This is a genomic window from Varibaculum sp. GTC20041, from assembly GCF_055387755.1.
This window is the reverse complement of record NZ_AP041144.1, coordinates 665,857-692,709: the sequence shown is the minus strand read 5'-3', so window position 1 is coordinate 692,709 and position 26,853 is coordinate 665,857. Positions and strand designations below refer to the sequence as shown.

The following is a 26,853-nucleotide window of genomic DNA, read 5'->3' as shown; positions in this document are numbered from 1 at the left end:
CAGAACTAGCAGTGCCAACTCGCTTTAAAAAATTAAGTGAGCTAATAGCACTAACTAAACCTTAGGCAGGACGTACTTCCTGCCCGATTTCCTTCATCATTTCCTGGAACCAGGAGGCAGTAATATCAAAGGCTTTACCGCCCTTGATCCGTGAGAAGGCAATCGAGCTCAAAACATCACCGTTCTCTTCATCATGACCAATCAAGCCCGGTTTACCCTCTAGGGCACACTGCACCGCGTAATCGGTCATCGACTTGATCAGGCGCAAATCTTCTGCGCCCGCCGCGGAAGCGCGCGAGAAGTAACCCGATTTTTGCACCATAACCTTTTCCGCTCCAATCCGCTCGGCAAATTGGCGAGCGAACCACTGACCGGGGTTAATCTTGTCTAGCTGTACGTGTCCGAAGGGATCACGCGGAACTGTCTCGCCTGCCTGTTCCATCTGCTCCACGATTTCGCTTACCCCAGCGCCCTCAGACAGGAAGATGTTTACGTTACCAACCTCATCCATTACTTTGCGTAGCCGGGTAGCCTCGCCCTCGATATCGATATGAGCCTCAGGCACAAAAATGGCGTGAATATCGCGTGATTCGCGAGTGAGCCCCATAGAGGGCAGCCATTCTTTCTTGTCTAGCAGCTTGCGGTAAGAACGGGCAGTAGCAGCCGTCAAATAACCACAATTACGACCCATTACTTCGTGAATAATCAGTTCCCGCGGGTTGGACTGGCATTCCCCGATTACGTGCTCAGCAAATAACGCTCCGTTATCGGCAGCGGTCCAAGCACCCAGGGATTGACGGATCGGGATGATGTCGTTATCAATAGTCTTCGGCAGACCGACCACGGTCAACTCGTAGTCGTGTTCATGCAGATACTGCGCCAAATCTGCGGCGGTGGTGTTAGTGTCATCCCCACCGATCGTGTGCAGCACATCTACCCCATCCTCTACCAGGCGATTAGCTGCGAATTCTAAGGGATTAACTCCCTCTTTAACCAGACCACGCTTGACCAGATCCTCAGTATTAGTGAGTTTTACCCGCGAGTTACCAATCGGGGAACCACCATATTGATGCAACAGACCAGCATTTTTACGTGCGTCTTCGTCTACCACAATGAAGTTCTTAGACAGTAGCCCGTGATAGCCATGCTTATAGGCAATGATTTCAACTTCCGGGGCCAGCTCGGTATAACGTTCGATCAACCCACCAACCGCTGATGAGAGACAGGGCGCGAATCCGCCCGCAGTTAGCAGTGCCACACGTTTAATCGTCATATTTCCTCCAAAAGAGTTGTTTGGCCATTATCGGCTCCGTCAGCTAATAGTCTAGTCGATAAGGCGCACCCGGCTCTAGGACGCTAAGCGCTTCACTCATTTGAGCATGAAAAGAGGCCGGGCGCGTCAGATTAGGCGGCACCCGTAAACCGCTAGTAGTTCTCCAACTGGGGACGAAGCTAGCTACGCTTTTGTTAAAACTGCTTCTTTTGAGCGCTGAAACTGTTTACTGATCCGCGGCGGGGGCAGAGTCGGTTTTATCCTCTTCAGATGCGTTATCTTCCGGTGGCTCTGGCACCTCGGTTTGGGGAGCCTGCCGACCCCCGGGAGCCTGCACCTTCGATTCGGGGGCCACAGCGTCCTCATCATCCTTCTTGGAAGCAAGCGCCTTTTTCACATCAGCAGCATACAGATCCACGTATTCTTGCCCCGATAGGCTCATCAAGGAATACATAATCTCGTCAGTAATTGCCCGCAACACATAACGGTCATCTTCCATACCCTGATAGCGAGAAAAGTCCAGAGGATCACCGATAACTACCCCGATGCGATGTAGACGCGGAATCCGAGTACCAATCGGCTGAGCAATATTAGTTCCAATCATGGCCACCGGAATCACCGGTGCACCCGAGCGTAGCGACAGCCGCGCCACCCCGGTTTTACCGCGATAAAGCCGGCCATCGGGGCTGCGGGTACCCTCCGGATAGATCCCAAACAGTTCCCCGGATTGTAAGCGCGCTAATCCTTTTTGCAGAGCGGCCTGGGATTTCTTCCCCCCAGAACGGTCAATAGGGATCGTGCCCACCTGAGTCATAAACCACTTCACAAAGGCACCTTTTAGACCTTTACCGGTGAAATAGTCGGCTTTGCCCACGAAAACTACTTCGCGGTCAATCATGAGCGGTAAAAAGAAAGAATCAATCACCGCTAGATGATTCGAGGCCAGAATCGCCGCCCCGGTCCCGGGAATATTCTCGGCTCCTTTGATCCAGGGGCGGTAAAGAACCTTTAGAATCGGCCCCAGGATTACTTTCAGCATCCGGTAAAACACGTAAGCTTCCTTCCCGCCCGGGCTAACTAGCCGATCCCTAAAGACCGACTAGACTAACGACTATGAAACTCCCCAAGAAGTGGGGGGCGCACCGCCGCCGCAACCCAAGTCAACGTCGCGTAGATGATGAATTTTTGGATATTACATCTAGGTTAGATGATACCGGTATTTTCGCGCCTGGACCGCGAGATTACGAATTAGCGGAGCCAAATGACCAGTTTCAACCCCCGAAGCTGCCTGCCAACCCCCGCCTACGCGGCGGGGTGCGCCTCTTAGTGATCACCGTCATAGTGTTGATAGCCTGGGTAGCCACCTATATCGCGGGAGTTGACCTACCAGGTTGGCTCCACGCCCTCGGATTCTTAGATTTAGCTTTATTTTGCGGCTTGCTGATATATCTGCGCCCCAAAGGACGCAGCGCTTTAACCAACAAATGGGATGACGATGATGGGGCGAGGGTGTGAACCCCCAGTTCTTCGATCCTCCCTCCCGGGCGCTACGGAAACACTTAAGCACCTTGGTTCCTGCCAGCGGCGAAATTGCCCCGCAAGGAGAGTTTTCCCAATTAGGAACCCCTTTATCGGATTGCTGTTTTCTAGTAGTGGATCTAGAAACCACCGGAATGGGGGCAGGCGCTGAAATCACTGAAATAGCTGCGGCGCGTTACTATCAGCGACGCCTATGCGGAACTTTTCGTTCGCTAGTGCAAACCCGCCGTCCGATTCCTCCCAAAATCGTGGCGCTGACCGGGATCACCAACTCAATGGTGCTTGCCGCCGACCCGCTAGAAGAGGTTTTTTCGCGTTTCCTGGCATTTTGGAGGGCGGATCACCCCGACTCTCCCCCGGTAAACGCCCTGGTGGCGCATAACGCGAGTTTCGATACCGGATTTTTGCGCCGCGCTGCTGAGCAGTTAGACGATCCCCTTCCAGATGCCCTCACCGTCGACACCTTGGCTATTGCCCGACTACTCCTGCCGCGTCCCTTCGTCGCCAATCACCGCCTAGCTACCCTCGCCAGTTATTTTGGAGCCGATAAACCCACCCACCGTGCCCTAGACGATGTGCTCGCCACCGTGACCGTACTGCAAGGGCTACTAGATCTGGGAGCAGGAGCCGGGCTTACCCACACCCAAGATTTTCGAGTTTTACAAAAAGTCCCCCGGCAGATCCGGGCAAAACGGGTGCTGGGAGCCGACCTGCCTGCGCGTCCGGGAGTCTATATTTTTGAGGACGCCGACGGAAAACCACTCTACGTAGGCTCGGCTTCCAATCTGCGAACGCGAGTAGGCAGTTACACCACTCTCAGCGAGAAACGCCGGCAGATGCGGGAGATGCTTGCCGCCGCTCGCCATATTCAACATATTTGTTTTCCCCACGTCCTCTTGGCGCGCCTAAAAGAACTAGAGCTGATCGCCCGGCTTAACCCTCCTTTCAACCGTGCTAGCACCCGCCCGGATAAATACTGGTTACTGGAACTAACTAATGAAGATTTTCCGCGCTTGAAACTTTCCAAACGGGTAGAGCGAAAAAATGCCTCCCGAACCTTGGGACCTTTCACTACTCGGAAAAGCGCCGAAAGAGTCCGCCGGGTACTGTCACAGCAATGGAATCTGCGCACCTGTACCCAGGTGATTTCTCCGGGTGATCCTGCGAATTCCTGCTATTTAGAACAGTTGGGAACCTGCCGTGCTCCCTGCCGGGTGCAAAAACAAGAAAGCTACCGTCAACACTGCCAGCTGATTGCCACCAATAGAGCCAAAGCTGAGCAAGAGGCGGTAACTAGCTTGCTAGAAAAAGTTCAGGACTTAGCGGACAGGCAAGAATTCGAGCAAGCCGCCGTAGTTCGCGAACAACTTGCCGCGCTGTCACAGGCAGGAGCCGAGCAAGAGTTATTATCCCCGCTACTGGCGGCGGAAAAACTTATTTTTGCCCTGCCGGCGTCCTCTGGCGGCTGGGTTTACCTCGCCCTCGCCTATGGAAAAATACTAGGAACTGCCTTTACCGGCGCTAATGCTCCAAAAATTGCGATAGATAAAACTGTCGCGACTTTAGCAGAAGTTTTCCCGGTTGCTGCCCCGCGCTTCCTAGGCCAAGGGATCCTCTGGGAACAGCTGCATATTTTAGCGCAGCAGCTTTACCAGCCCGGAACCCGAATTGTACAAATATCGGATTCCGCGGAACTGGTATGCCCGGTGTCGGGAATGCTAGCCCGCAGCCAGTTGCGACAAAAACTAGCGCAAGCCCAGAAACCGTTTTCTTTCCGGCGCTAAGTATTAGTAAGTATTAGTTAGTATTAGCTGCCCCGGCGTTCCCTGTTGCCTTAGCGCAGCGCTGCAGCGACAGCTTCTTGCAACTTAAGAGGAGTCAGGGGACGCTCAACTGGTTTGGCGCCTGCCCAACCGACCAGCCATTCGTCTTGCTGGCGAGCAGTCAAAACCAAGATAGGGGGAAGATCCTTTTCCTCCTCGTGCAGGGTTTTCGCGACCGAAATACCGGAAATCTTGGTTGCTTCTCCGTCAAGAATCAGCAGATCGTAGCGATTATTATGCACCTTGTCCCGCGTAATAGTGGCGGTAGCGGTCTCATCCCAAGTTATTTTTGGTAGATCCGCGGCCGGCTTGATTCCCACGGAATTGATTACTTGCTGCCGCACCTCACGGTCATCGCTATATAACAAAATCTGCAGATTATTTTCCGCTTCCGCCATGTTCGTCTTCCTTAAGTAAACACTTGCAAGTACTTTTGGCTCTCATTGTAACCGACTATTACACTCTTGCGGACTTAGAGCATGAATAGGACGCCATTTGGGGAAAATCCCCAGCAATGCGCCACCTGAAAATCGGTTTTAAGCTTCCAGCTTATTTCCTAGGGCTGCAATTATAGGACTTAGCACCTAAACTAGGTGGGGACAGCGCCCAGCCGGAGGGAGGCTAGGCGGACCCGAAAACTACAAAGGAGATCCATTTACATGGGGAAATATACGCTTCCGGAACTGCCCTACGACTATGCCGCTTTAGAGCCGCACATTTCTGGCAAGATCATGGAACTACACCATGACAAGCACCACAACACCTATGTGAACGGGGCAAATGCCGCCCTAGAAAAACTAGCAGCTGCTCGTGAAGCCGGCGATCTGGCAGCGGTCAATCAGTTCTCGAAAGATTTAGCTTTCAACCTGGGCGGACACACTAACCACTCGGTTTTCTGGACCAATATGGGACCTGACTGCGGAGGGGAACCCGAAGGCGAACTAGCTGCCGCCATCACCGAAAACTTCGGTTCCTTTGAAGCTTTCAAGAAGCATTTCACGGCCGCCGCCACCGGTCTCCAAGGCTCCGGCTGGGCAGTCCTGGCCTGGGATTCGATTTCTTCCCGCCTCATCATTTTCCAGCTCTTCGATCAGCAAGGAAACGTACCTGTCGGGGTAACTCCGCTGCTGATGCTGGATATGTGGGAACACGCTTTCTACCTGGACTACCAGAACGTGAAAGCCGACTATGTGAAGGCCTGGTGGAACGTAGTTAACTGGGAAAACGTTGCTGCTCGTTTCGAAAACGCTGAAAAGAACTTTAAGTCCCTAATCAACCTGGCATAGTTTTCTATTCCTAAAAGATACGTGGGAGAGCGATTTCCCCTCCTGCCCAAAAATTCGGGAAGCGCCCAGGCGCTTCCCGAATTTTTATGCCCACCGCACCTACTCGGGAAAACCGCTCCCCCACGTAACTATGAGTTCCCGGATCGGTGTCTAGCGGGGAAAAGTTTTATCCGAGCAGGCTAGGCGGGCGCAAATTTAAAAAGGCAACGCCTTTTTAGATTTTGGGCGGGAGGAAAAAATTTTCCCCGCGCCAAGAGTTTCATAGACAAGGAGAAAAGCTGTCATCCCGTGTAGGATAAAAGCCAGATTTGATCGCTAAAAAACCGGCATCGCCATGGGAAAGGTCACTGAGGTGGTTTATGAAATCGTAAGCGTAATCGCTAACCTAGCGGGAGCAATTTTCGCGGGAGTTCAATTCGCTCGTTTCACTAAGATCGCAACCGGTAAAGCGGGGAAAAACCAAGATCCTGCTTTAGCGTTTTCTACCGGCCTCCTGGCTTTCGCAATCCCATTTTTCACCCCAATAGCCCACAATCTAGGGGCATCTGCATCTTTTTTCATTGCTCTTGCAGCGGTTAGCACTCTAATATCCGCTCGCTGCCTAAAATAACCGGCAACTACCTCTAGAACCCAACTAGGATCACGGGAAGCGCGGGGGATAGATTTTATCCGAGTGGGCGCGGTGGGCATAAGAATTTGGAAAACGTCGCTACGCTTTCCAAATTCTTGGGCGGGAGGAAAAATCTATCCCCCGCGCACTAAAATGACGTCAGATTAGGGTCGCGGCCGGTAAAAGATACGAGAGGGGCTTGACCTGCGGAGCAGGTCACGGGATCCCAGATCAGTATAAAAGCGGGGGGAAAGTTTTATCCGAGCAGGCGCGGTGGGCATAAGGATTTGGAAAACGTCGCTACGTTTTCCAAATCCTTGGGCGGGAGGAAAAACCTTTCCCTCGCGTCCTCAAGATCCATGAACTGTTACCCGAGGCGGGTGCTGGTTTGCTTGGCACCAATGTCGTAGACAGCGATGCGCGCGGGATGCGCTTTTGACCCTTGGCGCTCGCCCTCGGCAGGCTCTATCATCACCATCCGCGAGCCAACCGGCACCCCAAGGAACTGTGGGGTGGTCTGCACAGTAGAGGGAGTAGAAACCATTTTTCCGCTAGGCCAAGAACTAGACACCTTTGACCAGGTGCCGTCTTCATAGCTAGCAGCGGTCAAATGCACCCCGGGAAAATCATCCGGTTCCAGTTTCGGCCCTTTACCTTGATACAGCATTATTACCTGTTTTGTTTTCGGGGCAGGCAGCGCCGGATCGATAGTTACCTGTGGCTGGCTGCCGGGGGCCCCGCTAATCTTTAACCCTTTAGGTAATTTGTCAAAAGATTTATCTATTTTCTTGGCCTGTTTCAGCGCGGAAACATTACTTAGATCCATGGCGCTAATCAGGTCGATCACGAACACCATCGTGGAGTTGGCGGGAATGCGTTTCGCGGCTTCGCCTTGGAATCCCAGTTGCGGGGGAACTGTGATCTGTATCCGGGAACCGAGCTTCTTGCCGATTAATGCCTGTTTCCAGCCCGGGATAACTTCGCTCATCGCGTATCCTTGGGCGGAGTCACCGACTCGGAAGGTACTCATCACGGTCTTGCCGTCCCACAAGTTACCTAAAGTATCCATGAGTACTTGGTCTTTGGCGGTCACGCTGCGCCCTTCGCCCTCGTATAGTACCCGTACCTGCAAACTGGTTGGTGCTTTCCCCGAACCGGACTCCATCTGGGGGGCTTGGCCTAACTCCCCGGTTACTGCCGGGAATTTTCCTTTTACCTCAGGAGCCGAGGCGTCGGAAGCGCTAGATGAACATCCGGAAAATAGGGATATCGCTAAGGTAGCGACCAACGCCAAGACTATTACCCGAGCTGACCGTATCCGCTTCGGTTGGGAAGGAATGTTTTGAGTTTGCATGGCGGTGTCTACCAGCTCTTAGAGGGTACCCACGATATCCATTACTAGGGCGACCGCCTGCCCATCTTGCATCGTGCTTAAAGCCAGGCGGGAACCGACGTTTTTACCGACTAGTTCTTTGTCCAACTTCAATTCTGCCAGTGTTTTTTCTCCCTGCAGCGGCATCGGGGTTTTGCTATCCCAGGTGGATACCGTCTTTCCTTGCTGATCTAGCCAACTTTGATGCACAATCACCACGTCATCGGCTTTTAGCGCGGCCCCGTTTCCGGTAGCAAGCACGCTCACGGCACGGTCTTTACCGAGCTGCCCAGCGTTAACCTTCAATACGGGTTTCTTCCCCAATTTTCCGCTAACTTCTAGGCCGGGAAGGGTATTCCCGGTAGCTTTGGCCTGTGCCAGTTGCTCTTCACCTTTCTTCATTTGCGAGGCAGAGAAACATTTCAAGGTATCGACCACGAACACCAGGGTTGATCCAGCAGGAATATCACCCATTGCCTGCTCCCCGTACCCCAATTCGGGTGGAATAACCAGGAGGGTGCGCGATCCCGGCTTGGCATTTTTAAGTCCCTGTCCCCAACCGGGAACTACTTGTTTTAACGAGAAAACCGCAGGATTTCCCCGGTCGAAACTGGAATCAAATTTCTTCCCGTCCCACAACTGGCCGTGATAGTTAACTTTCAGCACTGCGTCGGCACCGCAAGCCTCGCCCTCGCCAGCTTTAACGGTGCCAACTTTCAATTCTTTCGGCGCAGTCCCCTCTCCCGCACTAACCTTGGGGGCTTTACCGTATTCGCCCTCAACTTTGACTCCGAAATCTGAGAAGGAACCATCGCTACTGCAGCCGGTGAGCCCTGCACCTAATAACGCACCTAGCAGGGCAATAGCAGCAACAGATGTAGAAAGTCTACGTTTCACAACAAGATCCTAACTGTTTTTAGTGGAACGATTGGCCGCAGGCGCAAGAACCTACCGCATTCGGATTATCGATCGTGAAGCCTTGGCGTTCAATGGTGTCGGAAAAATCAATCGAGGCTCCGTCTAAGTAGGGGTTGGACATTTTATCTACCACTACCTCTACCCCGGGAGCGAACTCGACTACTGCGTCGCCGTCTAGGAGGCGTTCATCAAAATAAAGCTGATAGATCAGTCCCGAGCATCCTCCCGGCTGCACCGCTATCCGCAGGCGCAGATCATCGCGTCCTTCCTGGTCTAGCAGTGATTTCACTTTTTCAGTGGCGGCATCGGTCAAAGTTACTTTGTGGGTAGCTGTCTTTTCAGCCTGTTGTTCACTCATATCTGTTCCTCAAAATTTTCTAGATGAACTAAGTTAGTCCTTAGCCTAGTCCAAGGTGGCTCTAGTGGCTATTGCGACCAGGTACGCGCTAAGCGAAGTCCGGCCTCCTCCATACCGCCAGTATCGGTAGGGAATTGGTAGACGCCATCTATTCCCCGCTCGGCAATCTCGCCTCTACTCAGATTATTTTCACTGGTAACTACCACTATCGGCACCCCGAAGCGGTTGGCGAGGTCGCATAAATGTTCCAAGGGAGAGCCGGGAAGATTCCAGGGGGATAGCTCTTCAGTATTCGCCACTAGCAAATCTGTGGTTTCTAAAACTTGCGGCAGACTGGTTTGCTGATCCAGGAAATCTGCCGCAAAATCCAGGCGGGCTCCCAGTCTGCCTAATAGTTCTCCCACTCCCCAAGCGCATCCTCCTGTGGGCAGAGCCCCCACTTGGGTACCTGGTGCAGGTTTTTTGCCTGAAAAATCCGAAATCTCGAGGTAGCGGCGGGTTCCGTATTTTTCGGCTTCTTTAAGCACGCTTTCCCAGTTTTCTTTAGTTTGTTGCGCAATCTTCGGGCTAGTTTTAGCGATCTGAGCTAGTACCCCGGAAGTTGATAGCAACGGTTTCTGGCTGCCGGTAACTACCGTCGCCCCGGCCAGATCCCGCCCTAGAGATTCCCAAATCTGTGGGCTCATTTGACCCGCGCCGTAAGTGGCCGCCACTCCCGTTAAGAATCGCCCAGGAAACGCCGGTAAATCCTCTAGATCCCCGGGAGGAAGCGCCCCCAGCGGCGAGTACTCACTTTGCAGGTTTTCTTTCCCGCAGACGGCGGGCAGATAGAGACCTTTACCCGCTTTAAGCAGCTCCGGTAAGCGCTTACCTGCCTTAAGCGGATCGCTCGTTGCCGAGAACAAATCCCCTAGCGGATAGCCAGCGGCAACTTCCGGATACGCCCACGAATAGGGGACAACCTGCAGCTGGTCGCGACTTTTATGCTTTAGCCAGCCTGTCTTAAAGGCTTGCCCCCCTTTGCGGGCACTGGTCTGCAGCGTGCTGGCTACTGCCAGAAGTATCTGCACTTAAATCTTTCCACCTAAACGAGCCAGGAACAGCGCCTCGGCGGTAATAGCATTCTTCAGGTCGCCTAAATCCTGGGATTCATTTTCTGAATGTGCGTTAGTGGCAGGATCTTCCACTCCGGTGATTAAGATATCGGCCTGCGGGAAAACCTGTGCCAGGTCAGCGGTCATGGGGATTGCTCCCCCGCACCCAATATCTACCGCGTCCTTATCCCAAGCACTTGATAGCGCCCATTTCATATCTTTTTCCGCCGCCGATGCTTGGGCTTGGTAGGACGGACCGCATTCGAGAATCTCGGTTTCTACCTCCGCTCCGAAGGGGGCATTTTCTTTCAAGAACCTGCTTAATGCTTGGGCACATTCGGCGCTATCGGTTCCGGGAGCAGTGCGCAAGGACAGCCGCAAACAGGTTTCCGGCACCAGGGCATTAGCGCTTTCGGCGCGAGAACGCTGATCCCAACCGATAACGCAAAGTGCCGGTTGGTTCCATAAACGCGCGGACACATCCCCCTTTCCAGCTAGCTCAAAGCTCTTCACTACCTGGGCATCCGCCTTGAACAAGTCTTCCGGATAGTGAACATCAGCACTGGTAGATCCCCCAAGACCGGGTACTGCCAAGCTGCCATCGGGATTAAAGCATTTCGCGAGCAACAGGCTAGCAACCGTGACTGCATCTAGCACCGGGCCTCCAAAAGCTCCCGAATGCAGGGCAGTGTTCATTACTTTAACTTTCACATCCATACTGGCGACTCCCCGCAAAGTTGCGGTCAGAGCGGGTTCGCCTACCCGCCAGTTATCGGAATCGCAAACAATGATGGCGTCAGCGGCTAAATCTTCCCGATATTTTTCAATAAAGTTGCGGAACGAGGGCGAGCCGATCTCTTCTTCGCCCTCAATAAAGCAAGTTACGTTAACCGGGCAGTTATCTGCCAAAGCGAGGAGCGTCCCGTAGTGCACCATTACCCCCGCTCCATCATCGGAGGTACCGCGCCCATACAGGCGGCCATTCTTTTCGGTAGCTACAAAGGGCTCAGTATTCCAGCGCTCGGCAGGTCCGGCCGGTTGTACATCATGGTGAGCATAAAGCAAGACTGTTTTAGCTTGCGGATCTACAATCTTGCGGGCAATAACTGCCGGCATTCCTTCCTCGCCAGTGGGGGTTGGTGCGGTTTTTACTTCCGTTTCCATCCCCAGGTTTGAAAATAACTGCGCCACATGCCGAGCCGATTTTTCTACTTCCGCGCGGGATGCAGAAGAAACTGAAGGAATCGCTACCAGTTTGGTTAGCTCACTCTTAACATCATCAAAAATACGGTCAGAAGCCGCTTTATAATCCGAAATATCACTCATGCTTGCCAGGTTACCCCGATACGCCCTCTTGAGGGAAAGGACAGCCACTACCGGCAAACTGTCCCTGCAAACTAGGACAGATTTCCCCTGCCCGTCCTCGGCCGATAACCTGGACAGGTGAAACTTTTTGGACGTAACGAAGATGAAGAGATTGAGGCTCCGCTTGATAAGGGAGAGGGCAAAGGCCGCCCTACCCCAAAACGTAAAGAAGCGGAGGCAAAGAATCGCCGCCCCCTGATTGTAGACAAGAAAGAAGCCCGCAAGCGTCGCCGCGAGCAACGCGATAAGCTCTACAAGAAACAGCAAGCCGCCTTGGACGGCAAGGGAGATGAACGTTACCTTCCCTACAATGACCAAGGCCCGGTGCGCCGTTATATTCGCGATTTTGTAGATTCCCGTTTTGCTATCGGCGAGCTATTCATGCCGATAGTACTAGCCTTCCTAATCCTTTCGATCGCGTTTTCTCGCAACCAACAGCTGAACGCGATTTTGTTGTTTTCCATGTGGGCCTTACTGCTATTGGCGATTATCGAAGCCGTGGTCACCACCATGATTATTAATCGGGCGCTCCTGGGGGTTACCGGGGGGGATAAACGGGTAAAGAAAGGAAACGGGCGTTATATTCTGATGCGCCTGGCAAGTCCGCGCAGAATGCGTCGGCCGCGCCCTTCTGGCCCGCGCGGTCCGCGTCCCGATATTAGTGAATACGCTGGTGATATTCGCTCCTATATGCGTTCTCGCGTCTAACGGGTTTTCCGCATCGGCAGAGCGGGAAGCTCTCTAGAAAGCTGTTTATTTAGCTTTCCCGCAAAGGAGGGCCCCTTATAGATCATGGCGGTAAACGCCTCTAGTAAGTCAGCTCCCGCGTCCAGGAACTGACGGGCACTGGTCTCGTCCTCAATTCCACCGCACCCGATAATCAGGTAGTCATCTCCCAGTTCCTGGCGCAATAAACGCACCACTTCTAGGGCACGTTCTTTTAAGGGTGGGCCGGACAGCCCGCCCTCACCAAAATCGTGGTTAATGGTGGTGTTAGTGGCAATCACTCCCGCCAGTCCCACTTCTTTAACGATTTGCGTTAGTTCTTTTAACTGATCATTCCCTAAATCGGGAGCCAGCTTTACCAGCACCGGGACTTGCCTGCCCGCACTCTGCCTTCCCGCGGCAACTACTGCTTGCCCGATCTGCCGCAGTTGCTCGCTAGCTTGCAGGCTACGAAGTCCCGGCGTATTGGGAGAAGAAACGTTAATCACTAAATAGTCCGCATATTTCGCCAATTGCCCCGCGCTGACGCGGTAATCTTCGGCTGCGTCAGCCAGCTCGGTAGTCTTATTCTTCCCTAGATTTACCCCCAAAATGAGGGATCTACCTGCCGCGCTACTTCTGAGCTTCTGCAGGCGATGCGCCATTTCCCGGGCACCCTGGTTATTGAAACCCATCCGGTTCCGCACTGCCCGCAGCGGTAATATCCTCCACAGGCGCGGCTTATCGTTTCCGGGTTGAGGACGCGGAGTTACCGTCCCTACCTCAACGAATGCGAACCCGAACGCTCCGAACTGCAGCGGAGCTAAGGCATCTTTGTCCATCCCCGCTGCCAGACCCAAATATCCGGGAACAGGCCTGGACAGGGATTTCAATCCCCGCTCATCGCCTACCCAACCGCCTTTCAAGGTTCCTACTGATCCGGAGAAAAATATCCTGATCAATCCGGTTAGGCCGGGAACTCGAGAGATTAGATACAGGGCTTTCATCGTGGCGTTGTGACATTTTTCGGCATCAAAGCGCGCAATCAGGTGTTTGTATAAAAATCGGTACAGCACGCCTTCAATTGTACTGAAAAGCTGACGCCTCTACTTACGCGTAGAGGGCTAGGTGCTTCACCTTTGCTGACTTTGGTGGTTTTGCGGACTAATCCCACCACAGGCACCAGCCAGGATGAGCCCACCGCGGATCCGCGCTATAGAGCTCATCGGGAGCACAAGCCTTGCCTAAAGCTAGTTTTTCCTGGTAGGTTTGCCAGATTTTTCGCTTCTGCTGGCATGCCGGCTCGCTCGCTCCTTCGGCTAAAGCTTCCACTACAAACATGGTGTCGACGCTAACGCGTTCGTCCCAGCGGGAAGAGCCGATCATATATCCCGAAAGATAAACCCGCCCCGGATTGGCAATACAGGCATTTAAGAAAGCTAGCAAAGTAGGGGCATCGTTTTGCCTATCGGCTAATGCGACTCGAGGAAGTGCTGATCGCAGCTTACTTGCGCCCTCAGCATCTAAGCCGTGGAAACGCTGGTAGTCTCCGATTCCCTGCCCGGTAGCTAAATAGGTTTTTAGAATATCTGGAATCTTGGTCTCAGCTAACCAACCTAGTGGGCCGTAGAGGCCGGAAGGCAGATCGGGATCGTCATCCAACATGTCTAGGAGAATCTTGTCTCCGTCCTCCCCCAAAAAATCCGGGGTAGACAGGGCGAAAAAATCAGATCCTTCCAAGCGTTCCCCCAGGACCGGTTTTTCGGATTTGCGGGTAGGTGGCGAGGTGGTGGTCATGGTTACTCCTTGTTAGTTGGTGGTTGAAAACAACTTTGGCGCGGACCTTAATACGGATGTAAATAAGAAATAACCAGACCGGGAAAACTTTTCGGACCCAAAAAATGTGGAAATCTTTCTGGCGGATTTAAGGTTCTAAACTAGTAGCGTGTTGATTCCGCTGGCAGATTTATCAGATCCGCGGGTAAATGATTTTACCCAGCTAAAAGACGTGAACCTGCGCAAAAGTTTTGAAGCTGAGCACGGCCTATATTTAGCAGAGAGTTTTTCCGTAATTTCCCGAGCCCTCGCTGCTGGACATCAGCCTCGTTCCGTTTTAACCAGTGAACATTGGTTAGGGCGTTTGCAGGAAACCTTGGGCAAACGCGCTAGCGACATCCCTATTTTTGTGGCTGAAGATAAACAGATAGTCCGCCTTACGGGGTTCAGTATGCATCGCGGAGCTATCGCCGCGATGGAACGTCCTGCCCTGCCGGAACTGGGAACGGTATTGGAGGGGGCGCGAGCAGTGTTGATCTTAGAAGATTTAGTAGACCATACTAATGTCGGCGCCGCGATTCGCTCGGCCGCTGCGATGGGATTTGATGCCATCCTGACCAGCCCTCATTGCGCTGACCCGCTCTATCGGCGAGCGGTTAGGGTTTCCATGGGAACTGTGTTTTCGCTACCTTGGACCCGGATTGATCAATGGCCCGATACTTCTGCCCTAAAAGAGCACGGTTTTACTGTCGCGGGACTAGCGCTGTCTGAACAGGCGATTTCCCTGCCAGATTTTTGCGCCTCCCTACAAGGCGAGGTCGCGCAGGGGTTGAAACCGAAAGTGGCGCTAGTACTGGGCACGGAAGGGCCAGGCATGAGCGAGCCGGCGCTGAACCAGTGTGACCAGCTAGTGAAAATCCCGCTTAGTCATGGAGTAGATTCTTTGAATGTGGCTGCCGCGGGGGCAGTTGCTTGTTACGCAGTCAGCCAGGCATTAGTGGCAAAACCTGATAGGTCTACTTCTCCTAGCAGCGTTAGCTAATTCGCTGCCTCCTTGTCACGATGCCCTGCGGGGCGCCTTCCGCGCAAACCGCCGGCATATCAGCAAACAGCCCGTCCCAGTAGCCGGCGTATACGCCGTAATTATCCGTATTGTGTCTTCCATGACTGTCGGCTGGTCTGATTAGACGCAGTAGGCTGCGAAACCTTTCAGACATCTCAACTCCTTATTGATGGGACAAAACAATTGTTAAATCTAAATTGCTTAGAGCCAAAGTAATCCCACCCACCAATTTTTAGACGAAAACATTCACATCGTGAGAGTGTATTTAGATGCGGAGCAACGATAAAAATATTTTCTCCCGCTAACCGGGCAGGTCAGCGGGAGAAAACCCGGATATTATGCGCTATTTAGGCAGTTACTGCGGCGTGACGTCGAGGGGGCTGCTCACCTGGCTCCTCATCGGAATCTGTTTTCTTTTCCCAGGTGGGACTACTCGCCCCTAACTGTTCTAAACTCACGCTCTTGGCAGCGCCACTGCTGGGAATCGTCATCACTGCGCCCTCGGAAGCAGGGGTAACCGTGCCGGAGGTGGCTGCTGCTCGAGTTTGCCCATTAGCGCCCTGTTTGGCTTTCTTATGTACCTTTTTGGCGCCAGCTGTCTTTGAGCCAGCTTTAGTTGCCGGCTTCTCAGCTGCGGCCGCGTCCTTGTTGTCGCGTTCTTTAGGCGCTGTAACCGCGTCCTGCTGATTTGCAGGTTCTTTAGCTTCCCTCTCCCCCAGATTCTGAGAGTGATGCTTGTCAGCTGGAGAAGCTGGCTGCTCTTCCAACTTAGAGCGATCCATATCTGGTTGTTCCTGGTGAGCCTTACTGGCAGCCGCCGCTACTTTAGCCATAGAGGCGCGGTTCTTCGAATCTGTTTTTGAGCGTTTCTCCTCCTTGCGCTCGCGTTTCTGCCCCTGAGCGCGCAGATTTTCATCGCTATTTGCCCCGTTTTCTACCGGGTGAGTGTGCACAATAAACCCGCGGCCTTCACAATGCTCACAAGGAGTCGAAAAGGCTTCTACCAGGCCTTCCCCTACCCGCTTGCGGGTCATTTGCACCAATCCCAGAGAGGTGACTTCGGTGACCTGATGGCGAGTACGATCCCGCCCCAAACATTCCACTAGGCGGCGCAGCACCAGATCTCGGTTAGATTCCAGCACCATATCCACAAAGTCAATGACTACGATTCCGCCGATATCGCGCAGCCGCAGCTGCCGTACGATTTCCTCAGCGGATTCTAAGTTATTGCGGGTGACAGTCTCCTCTAAAGTCCCCCCGGAACCAGTGTATTTACCGGTGTTAACGTCAATAACCGTCATCGCTTCGGTACGGTCAATAATCAGGTAGCCCCCCGAAGGCAGCCATACCTTCCGATCCATCCCCTTCGCGAGTTGTTCATCAACGCGGTGCGCCGCGAAAATATCGTCCGCACCCACCCATTGTTCAACGCGATCCCGCAGATCAGGGGCAAACTCTTTCACATAGGAATCAACCTGCCCGAATGTTTCCTTGCCCTGCACAATCAGTTTTTGGAAATCTTCATTGAAAACGTCACGCACTACCCGCAAAGCTAGCTCAGGTTCACCATGCAGTAGGTAAGGAGCCGATTTTGAGGACGCCGCGTTCTTTTCAATTTTCTCCCACTGTTTTTGCAGGCGCTCCACGTCTTGGCGCAGTTGTTCCTCGCTGGCGCCCTCGGCGGCGGTGCGGATAATTACCCCAAAATCCTTGGGGACAATAACTTTTAAGAGTTTTTTAAGCCGGCGCCGTTCTACCTCGGGTAATTTGCGGGAAATACCGGTCATCGACCCGCCTGGCACCAAAACCAGGAAACGACCCGGCAAAGTTACTTGGGAGGTAAGCCGGGCTCCTTTATGTCCGATCGGATCTTTAGTTACCTGCACGGTAATCGAATCGCCGGATTTTAAAGCCTCCTCGATACGCCGGGGCCTGCCTTTCATTCCCGCAACGTCCCAATTGACTTCCCCGGCATAGAGCACTGCGTTACGCCCGCGCCCTAAATCAACGAATGCCGCCTCCATAGAGGGCAACACGTTTTGCACTTTGCCGCGGTAAACCGACCCCACCATAGTGGTTTGAGTGTGGCGGGAAACATAGTGTTCCACTAACACGTTATCTTCCAGCACTGCTATCTGATTTAACCCATCCTTAGATCGGATCAGCATGGTGCGATCAACTGCTTCTCGCCGCGCCAAATACTCCGACTCGGTAATAACTTTGGGTCGGCGCCCTTCTTTGCGCCCCTCCCGGCGCCGCTGTTTCTTGGCCTCTAAACGGGTTGAACCTTTAACCTGTTCGATCTGGTCACTAGCATCTGCTGTTCCCCGGCTACGGCGCCGCCGGCGACGACGGCTGCTACCGTTATCGTCCTCGTCCGCCCCGCTGGGAGTGTTATTGGAGCGAGCGTTCTCGTCCCCTTCCCGCTTAGACTCTGATTGATCTGTGCGATTATCTTTGCCTTTGCCTGAGGACGCGGTCTCACTTTCGGAATTGTCGCTCTTACGAGACTTTTTTGTCCCGCGCGTCTTTTTATCAGCCTTTGAGTTGTTAGACTGCGCGTTTTTCTCCCCTTGGTTATCGGCCTTTTTCTTGCTGTGCCGTTGCGGCTTAGCATCCTTTTCTTTATCCGCTTCTTCTGAGACACTCGGCTCAAAAGTGGGAGCGGCCGCGAACATGGGAGCCCCGAAAGCCGGAGCCGCCGGGAGCTGAGCGGGAGCTGGCGGAGCGGACTCAATCTTCTTGGGGGCAGAAAAAGTAGGCCCAGAAAAAAGCGTAGCTCCACTATTTTGAAAAGATTCTGTTTCGTTATTATTGGGGTTTTTCACCACTGATCTCACCTGGACGCGCCCGCATCAACGAATCCTATTTATTACGCCGTCCTCTAGGACGGAAGCCCTTGTTTACGCGAGGACATTTACCCCACGCCAGAAAGTTTTCCTAGGAAAATAGTCCCTCTGGGGTGACTCCCCCCGCGATGCGACGACAGAAATCAACCAAGATCATTATTCCATATTTCTTAATTCCGTCGTAAAACTGAGCTAATTCTTAGGAAATCCTGAAAAATGCTTAGCGACCGCCTGAAAAACAAGCTAATCTAAGTGACAACGTTGTCACTATGGACCTTGGTATCAGCAAGCTCATATCGGGCAACGACTTCTAAACCGACTAGAAACGGAAAGGCGAGCAGAATGACTATTGCTTCAACAGCATTAGATGCCACTATGTTGGCGCGATGGCAGTTCGGTATTACTACCGTCTATCATTTCATCCTGGTTCCGTTCACCATCGGCATGTCCCTCCTTGTTGCCATTATGCAAACGAAATGGCACAAAACCGGTGAGGAATATTGGCTGAAGGCGACACGGTTCTTCGGGAAACTGTTCCTAATTAACTTTGCACTCGGTGTGGCCACCGGTATCGTGCAAGAATTCCAGTTCGGTATGAACTGGTCTGAGTACTCCCGCTTCGTGGGTGACATCTTCGGTGCGCCGCTAGCGTGTGAGGCTCTAATCTCTTTCTTTATGGAGTCCACCTTCCTCGGATTGTGGATCTTCGGTTGGGGTCGACTATCAAAGAAAGCCCACCTCACCTGCGCCTGGCTAGTATTCGTAGGGGTAAACACTTCTGCCCTCTGGATTATCGGGGCAAACTCCTGGATGCAGCATCCGGTAGGCGCAACTTTCGATCCGGAAACCGGCCGTGCACAGCTGGACGGCCTATCCGGCTTCTTCCAGGTACTGCTTAACCCGGTACTATGGGCGGCCTACACTCACGTCCTGACTACCTCCTGGTTGCTGGTCGGTACCTTCGTTGCCGGCATTGCTATCTGGTGGATGGTTCGCTCGGCCAATGCCGGCGCCGAAACCGAGGCTCGGGATATTTGGCGTCCGATTGCTCGCTTCGGCATGGTAGTCGTGATTGTTGGTGGTCTGCTAACCGCAGTCACCGGACACATTCAAGGCCAGCTAGTTGCCAAGGATCAGCCCGCGAAGATGGCCGCCGCCGAGGCTCTCTGCGAGACTCCGAACGCCGGAGAGGGCGCACCCTTCACTATTGCTGCATTTGGCCCGCTAAACGCTAAGTGCGACGAAATCTCGAAGATTGGTGAAGTTCCCGGAGTCTACTCCTTCATGGCTACCAATAGCTTCACCGGCAAGGTAGAGGGTCTGGACACCCTGAACCAGAAGTACGGATCCATGTTCTCTGAGATCCTCAGCCAGCGCGGATACGATATGCACTCACAGCCGGTTGATTTCAGCCCGAACATTATCTTCAGCTTCTGGAGCTTCCGTTTGATGATGCTATTCGGTATCTTCTCGGCGGTTCTGGCAATCTGGGGTCTAATCGCCACCAAGGACGGCAAGATTTCCAAGTCCACCGGATTGGGCAAGTTCGCAATCTGGTGTTTGCCGATGCCTTTCCTAGCCACCACCTTCGGTTGGCTATTTACCGAATGGGGTCGTCAGCCCTTCATCGTGCATCCAGTCGATATGGAAGTGGATGGATCCTCGGTATTTATGCTTACCGAACATGGGCTGTCGTTCGCAGTCCCCGCATGGCAGGTACTGGTTACCATGCTGGGCTTCACGCTTATCTACCTGGCACTAGGCATCGTCTGGTTCCTGTTGATTAAGCGGTATGTAAAGGAAGGTGTCCACGTCACTGCCAATGAAAAAGCAGTACATGGCGAGGACGCCGGCAAGAACCTCAGCTTCGCTTACTAATTCAGATAGGAGATCAAAGAGATGACTATTCTTCAAGTTATTTGGTTCATCCTGATCGCCGTCCTGTGGACTGGCTATCTGGTATTGGAAGGGTTCGGTGTAGGCGCCGGTATGGTAATGCCGATGGTGGCCAAGACCGACCGGGAACGCACTCAGGTACAGAAAACCTTCGGCCCAGTTTGGGACGGTAACGAGGTTTGGTTGCTGACCGCCGGAGGCGCAACTTTCGCGGCCTTCCCGGAATGGTACGCCACCATGTTCTCCGGAATGTACCTGGCGCTGTTCCTGATTCTGTTCTGCTTAATCGTTCGTATCTGTGCGATTGAGTGGCGCACTAAGGTATCCTCGGCTGCCTGGCGTGGCCGCTGGGATAGCTGGCAGTCCATCGTAGCCTGGCTAGTTCCGATTCTGTTCGGGGTAGCATTTGCCAACCTGGTGCAGGGGATGAATATTGCGGTCACCCAGTTCAACACCCCAGGTGAAGCCGTGGCGGGAGCTGCTGACCTCAGCAAGCACGTACATAACTTCACTTCCCAGGGCGCTCCCCTAGGTAGCGTATTCCTCTCGCTGCTCACCCCCTACACCATTGCGGGTGGGGTCATGCTAGCATTGGTCTTCGCCACTCAGGGCTTGGCTTTCTTGGCGCTGCGCACTACCGGTGAAGTTCAGAACCGCGCTAAGAACCTGCTCGGAAAGTTCGCGATCGCGGATACCGTGCTGGTAGCGATTGCCGCGCTATGGGGACAGTTCCTATACGCCTCCCAGGCGATGGCTTGGATCCCGCTGATCATTGCAGCTCTGGCTTTCATCGTTACCGTTATGATGGCGCTTCGCGGCTCCGAATGGGGTACTTTGCTCGCCCACTCCGTCGGGATCGCGGGAGCAGTAGCGTGGATCTTTACCGCGATGGCACCCAATGCGATGAAGTCTTCCATTAAGCCAGAGTTCTCTCTGACTATCTGGGATGCTTCCTCCTCGCAGTCCACTTTGGCGATTATGCTAGTGATCGCCCTGGTAGTAGTGCCCATCGTTTTGGGTTACACCTACTGGAGCTACACGCGGATGCCGCTGAAAGTTACCCTTGAGGAACTCGATGAAAACCCGGGCTTGCCTTGGGACAAGATTCGTCAGGGTGCTTCTTTCCTCGCGGAAAGCTAGGCAAATAATCGACGGCTGCCAGATAACTCCCTGCCAACTGTCGATTAATCAAAACTGAATGAATAGTGCTGGTCTTGGCTATTTAGCCAAGACCAGCACTATTTTTACCCTCTTGAGACTATCGACCGCATAGAGGGGCTGGGGTAGAAAAAGTACTCGGAAAGAAGGCGCGGGGGCTAGGTTTTTCCTCCCGCCCAAGAATTCAGAAAACGTAGCGACGTTTTCTGAATTCTTATGCCCACCGCACCCACTCGGATAAAACCTAGCCCCCACACCCAGACCCGGAATGAGCGTGGGAGGAGAAAACCCTCTCCCGCGCACAACGTCAGACTAGGTTGGGACGGGTTTAGAGTTTTCAGGTTCGTGTGGGAAAATAGTCCCATTAAATGCACGGAGGACACTTGTTTTGAAACCACTTGATCCGAAACTGCTGAAATATGCCCGGTCGGCGCGTCTAGCTATCGCCATCACCGCAGTCACCGGCATTATGCAAGCAGGATTAGTTATCGCCCAATGCTTTCTGATTGCTGCCTTGATTTCTCCGGTTATCTCTTTGCGCCAGTCCTGGGATCAGGTTGCTCATTTCGCTTTTTGGCTGGCGATTGTTTCCCTGGCACGGGTAGGACTTACCTATTTTCGCTCCAATCATCAGCATAGAGCGGCTAAGAAAGCGATTCGCGAACTGCGATCCCAAGTACTTGCCCACTGTCTGAAACTGGGGCCGCGTTGGCTGGCACGTAAAGGTACCGACACGGTAACGCTAGCTACCCGCGGCCTAGAAAAACTGGGGCCATATTTTATCGACTATATTCCGCAATTGATTTTGGCGGTTACAGTCACTCCCCTGGTTTTAGTGGTCATGGCGGTCATGGATTTTTGGTCAGCACTGGTGGCGATAATTACTATTCCCTTGATACCGATATTTATGGTGATCATCGGACTAATGACCCAAACTGCTTCGGATCGCCGCCTGGCCACAATGCAGCATTTAGGGCGGCAGCTACTGGATCTTATTGCCGGCCTTGCCACTTTGAAAAGCCTGGGCAGGCACCGCGGACCGGAAAAACAGATTTCCTCCATTGGGAAAACCTATACCCAAACTACAATGGCGACTCTACGAATCGCGTTCTTGTCAGGAGCAGTACTGGAGTTTATTTCTATCCTGTCAGTAGCAATTGTGGCAGTTACCGTAGGTTTGCGGATGGTCAGTGGCGGCCTCGATCTGTATACCGGATTAATCGCAATTATGCTGGCTCCCGAGGTGTATGCGCCGGTACGAGAAGTTGGTAAATTCTTCCACGCTTCAGCTGATGGGCTGGCAGCTTCCCAATCGGCCTTTGAAATTCTGGAAACCCCGTCTGCTACCGGGGGCGACCAGCCGGCTCCTAATTTAAAAGAAACCACTATTACCTTGAGTGATCTGGGGATGCGCGCGCGGGGAGCCTGGGCGCCTAATGCCGTGAACTTGGTGATTGAACCGGCGACTATCACGGCCTTGGTAGGTAAATCCGGGGAGGGTAAAACCACTACCGTGATGGCGTTATTAAAACAGCTCTCTGCTGATCGCGGTCAGATTACCTTGACCACCTCTTCAGGTGAAACCATGGATTTAGCTGAGGTTACTGCGGATTCTTGGTGGGAGCAAACTTCCTGGCTACCCCAGATGCCGCTGCTATTGCCGGGAACGTTAGCCCAAAATATTGCGGAGAGCCCCGCCCACTTGAAGGAACTGTTTCCAAATGGGGAACCAGGTGAACAGGTGCGCCGTGCCGCTAGTCTTGCCGGCTTTGCAGAGGTAGTAGCAAAACTACCTGAAGGTTGGAACACGTTCTTGCGCGCTGGGGGCGAAGGCCTTTCGGTAGGTCAACGTCAGCGCCTAGCTTTGGTGCGCGCCCTGCTGTCCAGCAAGCAGTTAATCGCCCTCGATGAGCCTTCTGCCCACCTAGATGCCCACTTGGTTTCCCAGGTGGCACAAGTAGTTGAGCAACTAAAAGATGCGGGTAAAACCGTGGTTTTAATTGCCCACCGCAAAGAACTAGCCCAGATAGCAGACCAGGTAGTACGGATATCCTCGGCGGCCTTTACCGCTGCGGAGACCGAGAAATATCGGGATAGCGAGCCGCAGGCAGCACGCGCCAGTGAAGCGGAGATTCCTGAATTCTTAGGATCGACCCGGGGGTTGGAATAAATGAAGACTTGGTTTATTACTGCCGAAGAACGCCAAGCACTCAAGCGGTCAATCAAACTATTGGAGCTTAAACCGGGAACGTTGTTCCTCGCCTGTTTCTTAGGTGCAGCGGGATTGGGTGCCTCGATTGCCCTGGGTGCTACCGCCGCCTGGTTGATTGCGCGTGCCTCGCAGATGCCTCCCGTCCTCTACCTAGAGGTTGCAGTAGTATCGGTGCGTTTCTTTGGGATTTCTAAAGCAGTTTTCCGCTATTTAGAGCGCTTGGCCTCCCACCAGTTGGGGGTCTCGGGGATGACTACTTTGCGCACTAATCTCTATAAGACCCTGTCACACTCTGATACTGCCCGGATCGCAAGTTTGCGGCGCGGAGATATTCTTGACCGGATGGGAACCGATGTTGATAATATCGGCGATTTTGTGGTCAAAAGCCTGCTGCCAGCAATGGTAGCCACTATCGTGGGGGTAATTACGGTAGTGGGGATCTCGCTAGTGGATTGGCGCGCCGGCCTATTTTTGGCTCTGGGGCTGCTGCTTTCGGGAGTGGTAGGACCCCTATTTACTATTCGCTCTACCCGGATTGCCCAGCGCCGGGAAACTGAAAGCCGCTCCCGTATCTCCGAAGTGGCAATGACTATTGTTGATGGTGCCGCTCAAATCACGGTTGATGGGCAAACCCAGCAGGTACTGTCGGGATTATCCGAGCTTGAAGATCAGCTTTATGACGCTAAAGATGCTAGCGCAAAACCAGCAGCTTGGGCGGCAGCTATAGATGTGTTTGGCATGCTCATGGCGGTGATCATGGCCGCTTATTTCGGGATTTTTGCGGTCAATGAGCAAGCGATCCCCGAAGTTATGTTGGCGGTGCTGGCACTTACTCCCCTGTCTGCTTTCGAGGGAACCGCCCAGTTGGGGCCGGCCGCTCAGCAGCTTGTCATCTCGGCAACTTCGGCGGTGAGAATCATGAATATGCTGCCGGCGGAAGCGGAAATAAAGGCGGAACAAGAGGAAGAAGAAAACGCTAATACCACTCTCGATCCCAGTGCAGCCCACATTTTAGAGGCTAAAGATCTTGCTATTGGCTGGCCTGGCGGCCCGGTGGTGGCTACTGATATCAATCTGCGTTTGACTCCCGGGGATCACTTGGCAATTGTCGGCCAGTCGGGCATTGGGAAAACTACTTTGCTTTATACCCTGGCTGGCCTGTTGAAACCAGTTTCTGGCAGCGTAAAAATTGATGGGGTTGATGTTTTCTCGCTGCCCCGTCTGCAAGCGGCCGGAAGTTTCGTGATTACTCCCGAGGATGCCCATATTTTCGAGACCACCATTTTAGAAAACCTGCGGGTAGCCAATGGGGAGCTTACTTCTTCCGAGGGCGAAGAACTGCTCAAAGAAGCAGGCTTAGGCGAATGGCTAGCTTCTCTACCGGCAGGTATAGAAACCGAGTTAGGATCGGGAGCTACTACTATTTCGGGTGGAGAACGACGCCGTATTCTCTTGGCTCGCGCCTTGGCAGCGAAAGCACCGCTATTGGCGCTTGATGAGCCCGGAGAACACTTGGACCCCGAAACCGCTGATGCTTTGTTGCGAGATTTACTTACTGCCGGAAGTGAGGAACATAAACGCGGAGTCATCCTGGTAACCCATCGTCTCACCCCGCTCGACCAAGCTGACCAGGTATTTATCATGGATAAACCGCATGGACGCCTAGATGAACCGGCTGCTTTCGTAGCCCAGGGAACCCATCGGGAGTTGGCCAAAAACCACCCCGGATATGCTTGGAGCCTACGTCAGGAGCAAGTCGATGCCTTCTAAGCAATCATCTTTCCCGGATCCCCCCTTAGAGCCAGAACCAAGGGAGACGCTTGCGTCTTCACAGCCAGATTCTTCTGCTGGGAAAAACCTTGATCTAGCACACCGCTCTCCCCTACCAGAAGATAGCACCCGTCTAATTTCCTCCGTGCTGCAAATGATGGGCAACCTGGAGCAAGATAAAGTCTTGCAGTCTTTTGTAGACCAAGCTTGTGAAGTTACTTCCTCTCCCTATGGGGCATTGTCTATTTTGGGTTCTCGCGGCGAAACTAGTGCTTTCTATACTCATGGGGTCAGTAAGCAGCAGCGCGAATCACTTGGAGAGCCTCCGGTAGGTCGCGGGATCATCGGGGACATTCCCCTGGATAACGGCATTATTTCCAACAATTTGCACTCCAATCCCCATTTCACTGGTTACCCGCCCACTCACCCGGAGATGACCAATTTTTTGGGAGTACCCCTGCGGATCCATGAACAGGTTTATGGACGCCTCTATCTGTGTAACCGTCCGGGCGGCTATAGCCAGCAAGACTTAGCTTATGTGTCGGGGCTAGCGATCTTGGCGGCGGTAGCAGTAGAGAATTCGCGTCTCTACGAAGTCTCGCGATCCCGCGAACGTTGGACCCGAGTTTCTCAACAGCTCACTACGATCCTATTAGAGGGAACCGAAGAAGAGGACGCGCTCCAGTTCATTGCGAAATCTGTCCGGGAAGTAGCGGAGGCCGACACCGCGTTACTGATACTCCCTTCAGTGGGAGATTCCTGGGTGTGCGAAATTGCGTCTGGTTATGGTTCCGCAGACCTAATTGGAGTCACCTTTCCCCCGCATGGGCGGGCGCGCACGGTATTAGCAGAAGGTCAGGGTTTAATCGTCGATTCCTTAGCGCGAGCCACCACCCTACGGGTAAAGGAGTTATCTCGATTTGGGGCGGCGCTATATGCTCCCCTCCTGGCGGGTTCCCACGCGATTGGCGTTTTATTGCTGCTGCGTCTGCCGGATAAACCCGAGTTCGATCCGGCAGTATTAGAAATGGCGGAGCAGGTCGCGACCCAGGCAGCTTTAGCTTTGGAGATCGCCGGTGCCAAGCACGCTGCCAATATTGCCACATTGTTAGATGAGCGCGCCAAGATTGGTGAAGACCTGCATGATCTGGCAATTCAACAGCTTTTTGCAACTGGTATGCAATTGGAACGCATCCGAGCCGACTTCGCTAGGGGAGCCGATCTGGATGCGGAACGCGCTGAATCTTTGATGCAGGATGCTTTAGCTAGCGTTGATGATTCGGTTAAACAGATCCGCGCAATTGTCCACAACCTGCGAGAACCTGATGCGGCAGTGGATTTAGTGGAGCGGTTGCGCCGTGAAGCATCCTTGGCGCGTCGCCTGTTGGGGTTCGCGCCCTCTTTTGTTTTAAATATTGATGGCGAGACTCTCTCTGCCTCCGGTCCTTCCCATGAGGAAATATTGATTGCAGAGGCCGATCAACGGGTGGGACACGATATTTCTGATGACGTGGTGGCGGTGGTTCGCGAAACTTTATCTAATACCGCCCGCCATGCGGGCGCATCCTCGGCGCAAGTAGTGGTGAGCATTAACGGTATTGGCGCCAACGGCTGCGTACGAGTGGTGGTAACCGATGATGGTCACGGCCTAGATCCGGCAGTTACCAGACGCTCGGGCCTCGATAACCTGAAAAGTCGTGCCCGCCGCCATGGAGGCATCTGTTTTACCCAGCCCGCGTCTCCGCATGGCTTACAGGTAGTCTGGGAAGTGCCCCTAGGTTAGGGG

22 protein-coding genes are annotated in these 26,853 nt (G+C 53.3%); 11 read left to right on the top strand and 11 right to left on the bottom strand.

Features of this window, described 5'->3' with window-relative positions; all coding sequences use genetic code 11:
- Window positions 1-61 precede the first annotated feature (61 nt).
- Window positions 62-1,273: a pyrophosphate--fructose-6-phosphate 1-phosphotransferase gene (locus ACZ5BI_RS02895; protein WP_024059142.1), complete on the bottom strand. Its 1,212-nt coding sequence runs from the start codon at window positions 1,271-1,273 to the stop codon at window positions 62-64.
- 226 nt (window positions 1,274-1,499) lie between these two features.
- The gene (locus tag ACZ5BI_RS02890; protein WP_464896605.1) at window positions 1,500-2,324 is read right to left on the bottom strand and encodes a lysophospholipid acyltransferase family protein; all 825 of its coding nucleotides are present in this window, start codon (window positions 2,322-2,324) and stop codon (window positions 1,500-1,502) included.
- 62 nt (window positions 2,325-2,386) lie between these two features.
- Between ACZ5BI_RS02890 and ACZ5BI_RS02885 the strand changes: the two genes are divergently transcribed.
- Window positions 2,387-2,788 (top strand): hypothetical protein, encoded by a 402-nt coding sequence (locus ACZ5BI_RS02885; protein WP_278608457.1) that lies wholly within the window; start codon window positions 2,387-2,389, stop codon window positions 2,786-2,788.
- The gene (locus ACZ5BI_RS02880) at window positions 2,785-4,596 is read left to right on the top strand and encodes a DEDD exonuclease domain-containing protein (protein ID WP_464896604.1); all 1,812 of its coding nucleotides are present in this window, start codon (window positions 2,785-2,787) and stop codon (window positions 4,594-4,596) included. The genes ACZ5BI_RS02885 and ACZ5BI_RS02880 overlap by 4 nt, the downstream gene beginning before the upstream one ends.
- Before the next feature lie 50 nt (window positions 4,597-4,646).
- On the opposite strand, the gene ACZ5BI_RS02875 is transcribed toward ACZ5BI_RS02880, so the two are convergent.
- Window positions 4,647-5,033 carry a response regulator gene (locus ACZ5BI_RS02875; RefSeq protein ID WP_464896603.1) on the bottom strand — a complete coding sequence of 129 codons (387 nt, stop codon included), beginning with the start codon at window positions 5,031-5,033 and terminating at the stop codon, window positions 4,647-4,649.
- A gap of 261 nt (window positions 5,034-5,294) precedes the next feature.
- Here ACZ5BI_RS02875 and ACZ5BI_RS02870 point away from each other — a divergent pair, with 261 nt between their 5' ends.
- Window positions 5,295-5,921, top strand: a complete 627-nt coding sequence (locus tag ACZ5BI_RS02870; RefSeq protein WP_464896602.1) for a superoxide dismutase — start codon at window positions 5,295-5,297, stop codon at window positions 5,919-5,921.
- A 334-nt stretch (window positions 5,922-6,255) separates the two neighbouring features.
- Window positions 6,256-6,531, top strand: a complete 276-nt coding sequence (locus tag ACZ5BI_RS02865) for a hypothetical protein (RefSeq protein WP_464896601.1) — start codon at window positions 6,256-6,258, stop codon at window positions 6,529-6,531.
- Window positions 6,532-6,898: 367 nt separating this feature from the next.
- On the opposite strand, the gene ACZ5BI_RS02860 is transcribed toward ACZ5BI_RS02865, so the two are convergent.
- From ACZ5BI_RS02860 to ACZ5BI_RS02840, 5 genes are all read right to left on the bottom strand, one after another.
- On the bottom strand, window positions 6,899-7,885 hold the full coding sequence (locus ACZ5BI_RS02860) for an FKBP-type peptidyl-prolyl cis-trans isomerase (RefSeq protein ID WP_464896600.1): 987 nt from the start codon (window positions 7,883-7,885) through the stop codon (window positions 6,899-6,901).
- An 18-nt stretch (window positions 7,886-7,903) separates the two neighbouring features.
- Entirely contained in the window at window positions 7,904-8,800 is an 897-nt protein-coding gene (locus ACZ5BI_RS02855) for an FKBP-type peptidyl-prolyl cis-trans isomerase (RefSeq protein ID WP_464896599.1), read from the bottom strand.
- 19 nt (window positions 8,801-8,819) lie between these two features.
- Window positions 8,820-9,179: a HesB/IscA family protein gene (locus tag ACZ5BI_RS02850; protein ID WP_024059151.1), complete on the bottom strand. Its 360-nt coding sequence runs from the start codon at window positions 9,177-9,179 to the stop codon at window positions 8,820-8,822.
- 68 nt (window positions 9,180-9,247) lie between these two features.
- Window positions 9,248-10,249 (bottom strand): hypothetical protein, encoded by a 1,002-nt coding sequence (locus tag ACZ5BI_RS02845; RefSeq protein ID WP_464896598.1) that lies wholly within the window; start codon window positions 10,247-10,249, stop codon window positions 9,248-9,250.
- Entirely contained in the window at window positions 10,250-11,599 is a 1,350-nt protein-coding gene (locus tag ACZ5BI_RS02840; protein ID WP_464896597.1) for a M20/M25/M40 family metallo-hydrolase, read from the bottom strand.
- 117 nt (window positions 11,600-11,716) lie between these two features.
- Here ACZ5BI_RS02840 and ACZ5BI_RS02835 point away from each other — a divergent pair, with 117 nt between their 5' ends.
- Window positions 11,717-12,346 carry a DUF3043 domain-containing protein gene (locus tag ACZ5BI_RS02835; RefSeq protein ID WP_278605870.1) on the top strand — a complete coding sequence of 210 codons (630 nt, stop codon included), beginning with the start codon at window positions 11,717-11,719 and terminating at the stop codon, window positions 12,344-12,346.
- Here the strand turns inward: ACZ5BI_RS02835 and ACZ5BI_RS02830 are convergent.
- Both ACZ5BI_RS02830 and ACZ5BI_RS02825 read right to left on the bottom strand, forming a co-directional pair.
- The gene (locus tag ACZ5BI_RS02830; RefSeq protein WP_464896596.1) at window positions 12,343-13,419 is read right to left on the bottom strand and encodes a quinone-dependent dihydroorotate dehydrogenase; all 1,077 of its coding nucleotides are present in this window, start codon (window positions 13,417-13,419) and stop codon (window positions 12,343-12,345) included. The two genes, ACZ5BI_RS02835 and ACZ5BI_RS02830, sit on opposite strands and share 4 nt — an antisense overlap.
- Window positions 13,420-13,507: 88 nt before the next feature.
- Window positions 13,508-14,140 carry a hypothetical protein gene (locus ACZ5BI_RS02825; protein ID WP_464896595.1) on the bottom strand — a complete coding sequence of 211 codons (633 nt, stop codon included), beginning with the start codon at window positions 14,138-14,140 and terminating at the stop codon, window positions 13,508-13,510.
- Between the two features lie 148 nt (window positions 14,141-14,288).
- Here ACZ5BI_RS02825 and ACZ5BI_RS02820 point away from each other — a divergent pair, with 148 nt between their 5' ends.
- Window positions 14,289-15,161, top strand: a complete 873-nt coding sequence (locus ACZ5BI_RS02820) for a TrmH family RNA methyltransferase (RefSeq protein WP_412585283.1) — start codon at window positions 14,289-14,291, stop codon at window positions 15,159-15,161.
- Window positions 15,162-15,529: 368 nt separating this feature from the next.
- Here ACZ5BI_RS02820 and ACZ5BI_RS02815 read toward each other — a convergent pair whose 3' ends face one another.
- Window positions 15,530-18,013 (bottom strand): Rne/Rng family ribonuclease, encoded by a 2,484-nt coding sequence (locus tag ACZ5BI_RS02815; RefSeq protein WP_464896594.1) that lies wholly within the window; start codon window positions 18,011-18,013, stop codon window positions 15,530-15,532.
- A gap of 360 nt (window positions 18,014-18,373) precedes the next feature.
- On the opposite strand from ACZ5BI_RS02815, the gene ACZ5BI_RS02810 reads away from it, so the two are divergent.
- From ACZ5BI_RS02810 to ACZ5BI_RS02790, 5 genes are all read left to right on the top strand, one after another.
- A complete protein-coding gene (locus tag ACZ5BI_RS02810) occupies window positions 18,374-19,909 on the top strand; it encodes a cytochrome ubiquinol oxidase subunit I (RefSeq protein WP_464896593.1) in 1,536 nt (511 codons plus the stop codon).
- A gap of 21 nt (window positions 19,910-19,930) precedes the next feature.
- Window positions 19,931-21,067 (top strand): cytochrome d ubiquinol oxidase subunit II, encoded by a 1,137-nt coding sequence (gene cydB, locus ACZ5BI_RS02805; protein ID WP_238128012.1) that lies wholly within the window; start codon window positions 19,931-19,933, stop codon window positions 21,065-21,067.
- A gap of 406 nt (window positions 21,068-21,473) precedes the next feature.
- A complete protein-coding gene (gene cydD / locus ACZ5BI_RS02800) occupies window positions 21,474-23,255 on the top strand; it encodes a thiol reductant ABC exporter subunit CydD (protein ID WP_316099271.1) in 1,782 nt (593 codons plus the stop codon).
- Window positions 23,256-25,067 (top strand): thiol reductant ABC exporter subunit CydC, encoded by a 1,812-nt coding sequence (gene cydC / locus ACZ5BI_RS02795; RefSeq protein ID WP_412585227.1) that lies wholly within the window; start codon window positions 23,256-23,258, stop codon window positions 25,065-25,067.
- Window positions 25,057-26,850 carry a GAF domain-containing sensor histidine kinase gene (locus tag ACZ5BI_RS02790; protein ID WP_464896592.1) on the top strand — a complete coding sequence of 598 codons (1,794 nt, stop codon included), beginning with the start codon at window positions 25,057-25,059 and terminating at the stop codon, window positions 26,848-26,850. Before cydC ends, ACZ5BI_RS02790 begins: the two co-directional genes overlap by 11 nt.
- Window positions 26,851-26,853: the final 3 nt, after the last annotated feature.

What these genes read in the sequence shown, in the direction of transcription:
- ACZ5BI_RS02895 (WP_024059142.1), bottom strand. Translation starts at nt 1,273, where the DNA reads ATGACGATTAAACGTGTGGCACTGCTAACTGCGGGCGGATTCGCGCCC.
- ACZ5BI_RS02885 (WP_278608457.1), top strand. Translation starts at nt 2,387, where the DNA reads ATGAAACTCCCCAAGAAGTGGGGGGCGCACCGCCGCCGCAACCCAAGT.
- ACZ5BI_RS02875 (WP_464896603.1), bottom strand. Translation starts at nt 5,033, where the DNA reads ATGGCGGAAGCGGAAAATAATCTGCAGATTTTGTTATATAGCGATGAC.
- ACZ5BI_RS02870 (WP_464896602.1), top strand. Translation starts at nt 5,295, where the DNA reads ATGGGGAAATATACGCTTCCGGAACTGCCCTACGACTATGCCGCTTTA.
- ACZ5BI_RS02865 (WP_464896601.1), top strand. Translation starts at nt 6,256, where the DNA reads ATGGGAAAGGTCACTGAGGTGGTTTATGAAATCGTAAGCGTAATCGCT.
- ACZ5BI_RS02860 (WP_464896600.1), bottom strand. Translation starts at nt 7,885, where the DNA reads ATGCAAACTCAAAACATTCCTTCCCAACCGAAGCGGATACGGTCAGCT.
- ACZ5BI_RS02850 (WP_024059151.1), bottom strand. Translation starts at nt 9,179, where the DNA reads ATGAGTGAACAACAGGCTGAAAAGACAGCTACCCACAAAGTAACTTTG.
- ACZ5BI_RS02840 (WP_464896597.1), bottom strand. Translation starts at nt 11,599, where the DNA reads ATGAGTGATATTTCGGATTATAAAGCGGCTTCTGACCGTATTTTTGAT.
- ACZ5BI_RS02825 (WP_464896595.1), bottom strand. Translation starts at nt 14,140, where the DNA reads ATGACCACCACCTCGCCACCTACCCGCAAATCCGAAAAACCGGTCCTG.
- ACZ5BI_RS02810 (WP_464896593.1), top strand. Translation starts at nt 18,374, where the DNA reads ATGACTATTGCTTCAACAGCATTAGATGCCACTATGTTGGCGCGATGG.
- cydB (WP_238128012.1), top strand. Translation starts at nt 19,931, where the DNA reads ATGACTATTCTTCAAGTTATTTGGTTCATCCTGATCGCCGTCCTGTGG.
- cydC (WP_412585227.1), top strand. Translation starts at nt 23,256, where the DNA reads ATGAAGACTTGGTTTATTACTGCCGAAGAACGCCAAGCACTCAAGCGG.
- ACZ5BI_RS02790 (WP_464896592.1), top strand. Translation starts at nt 25,057, where the DNA reads ATGCCTTCTAAGCAATCATCTTTCCCGGATCCCCCCTTAGAGCCAGAA.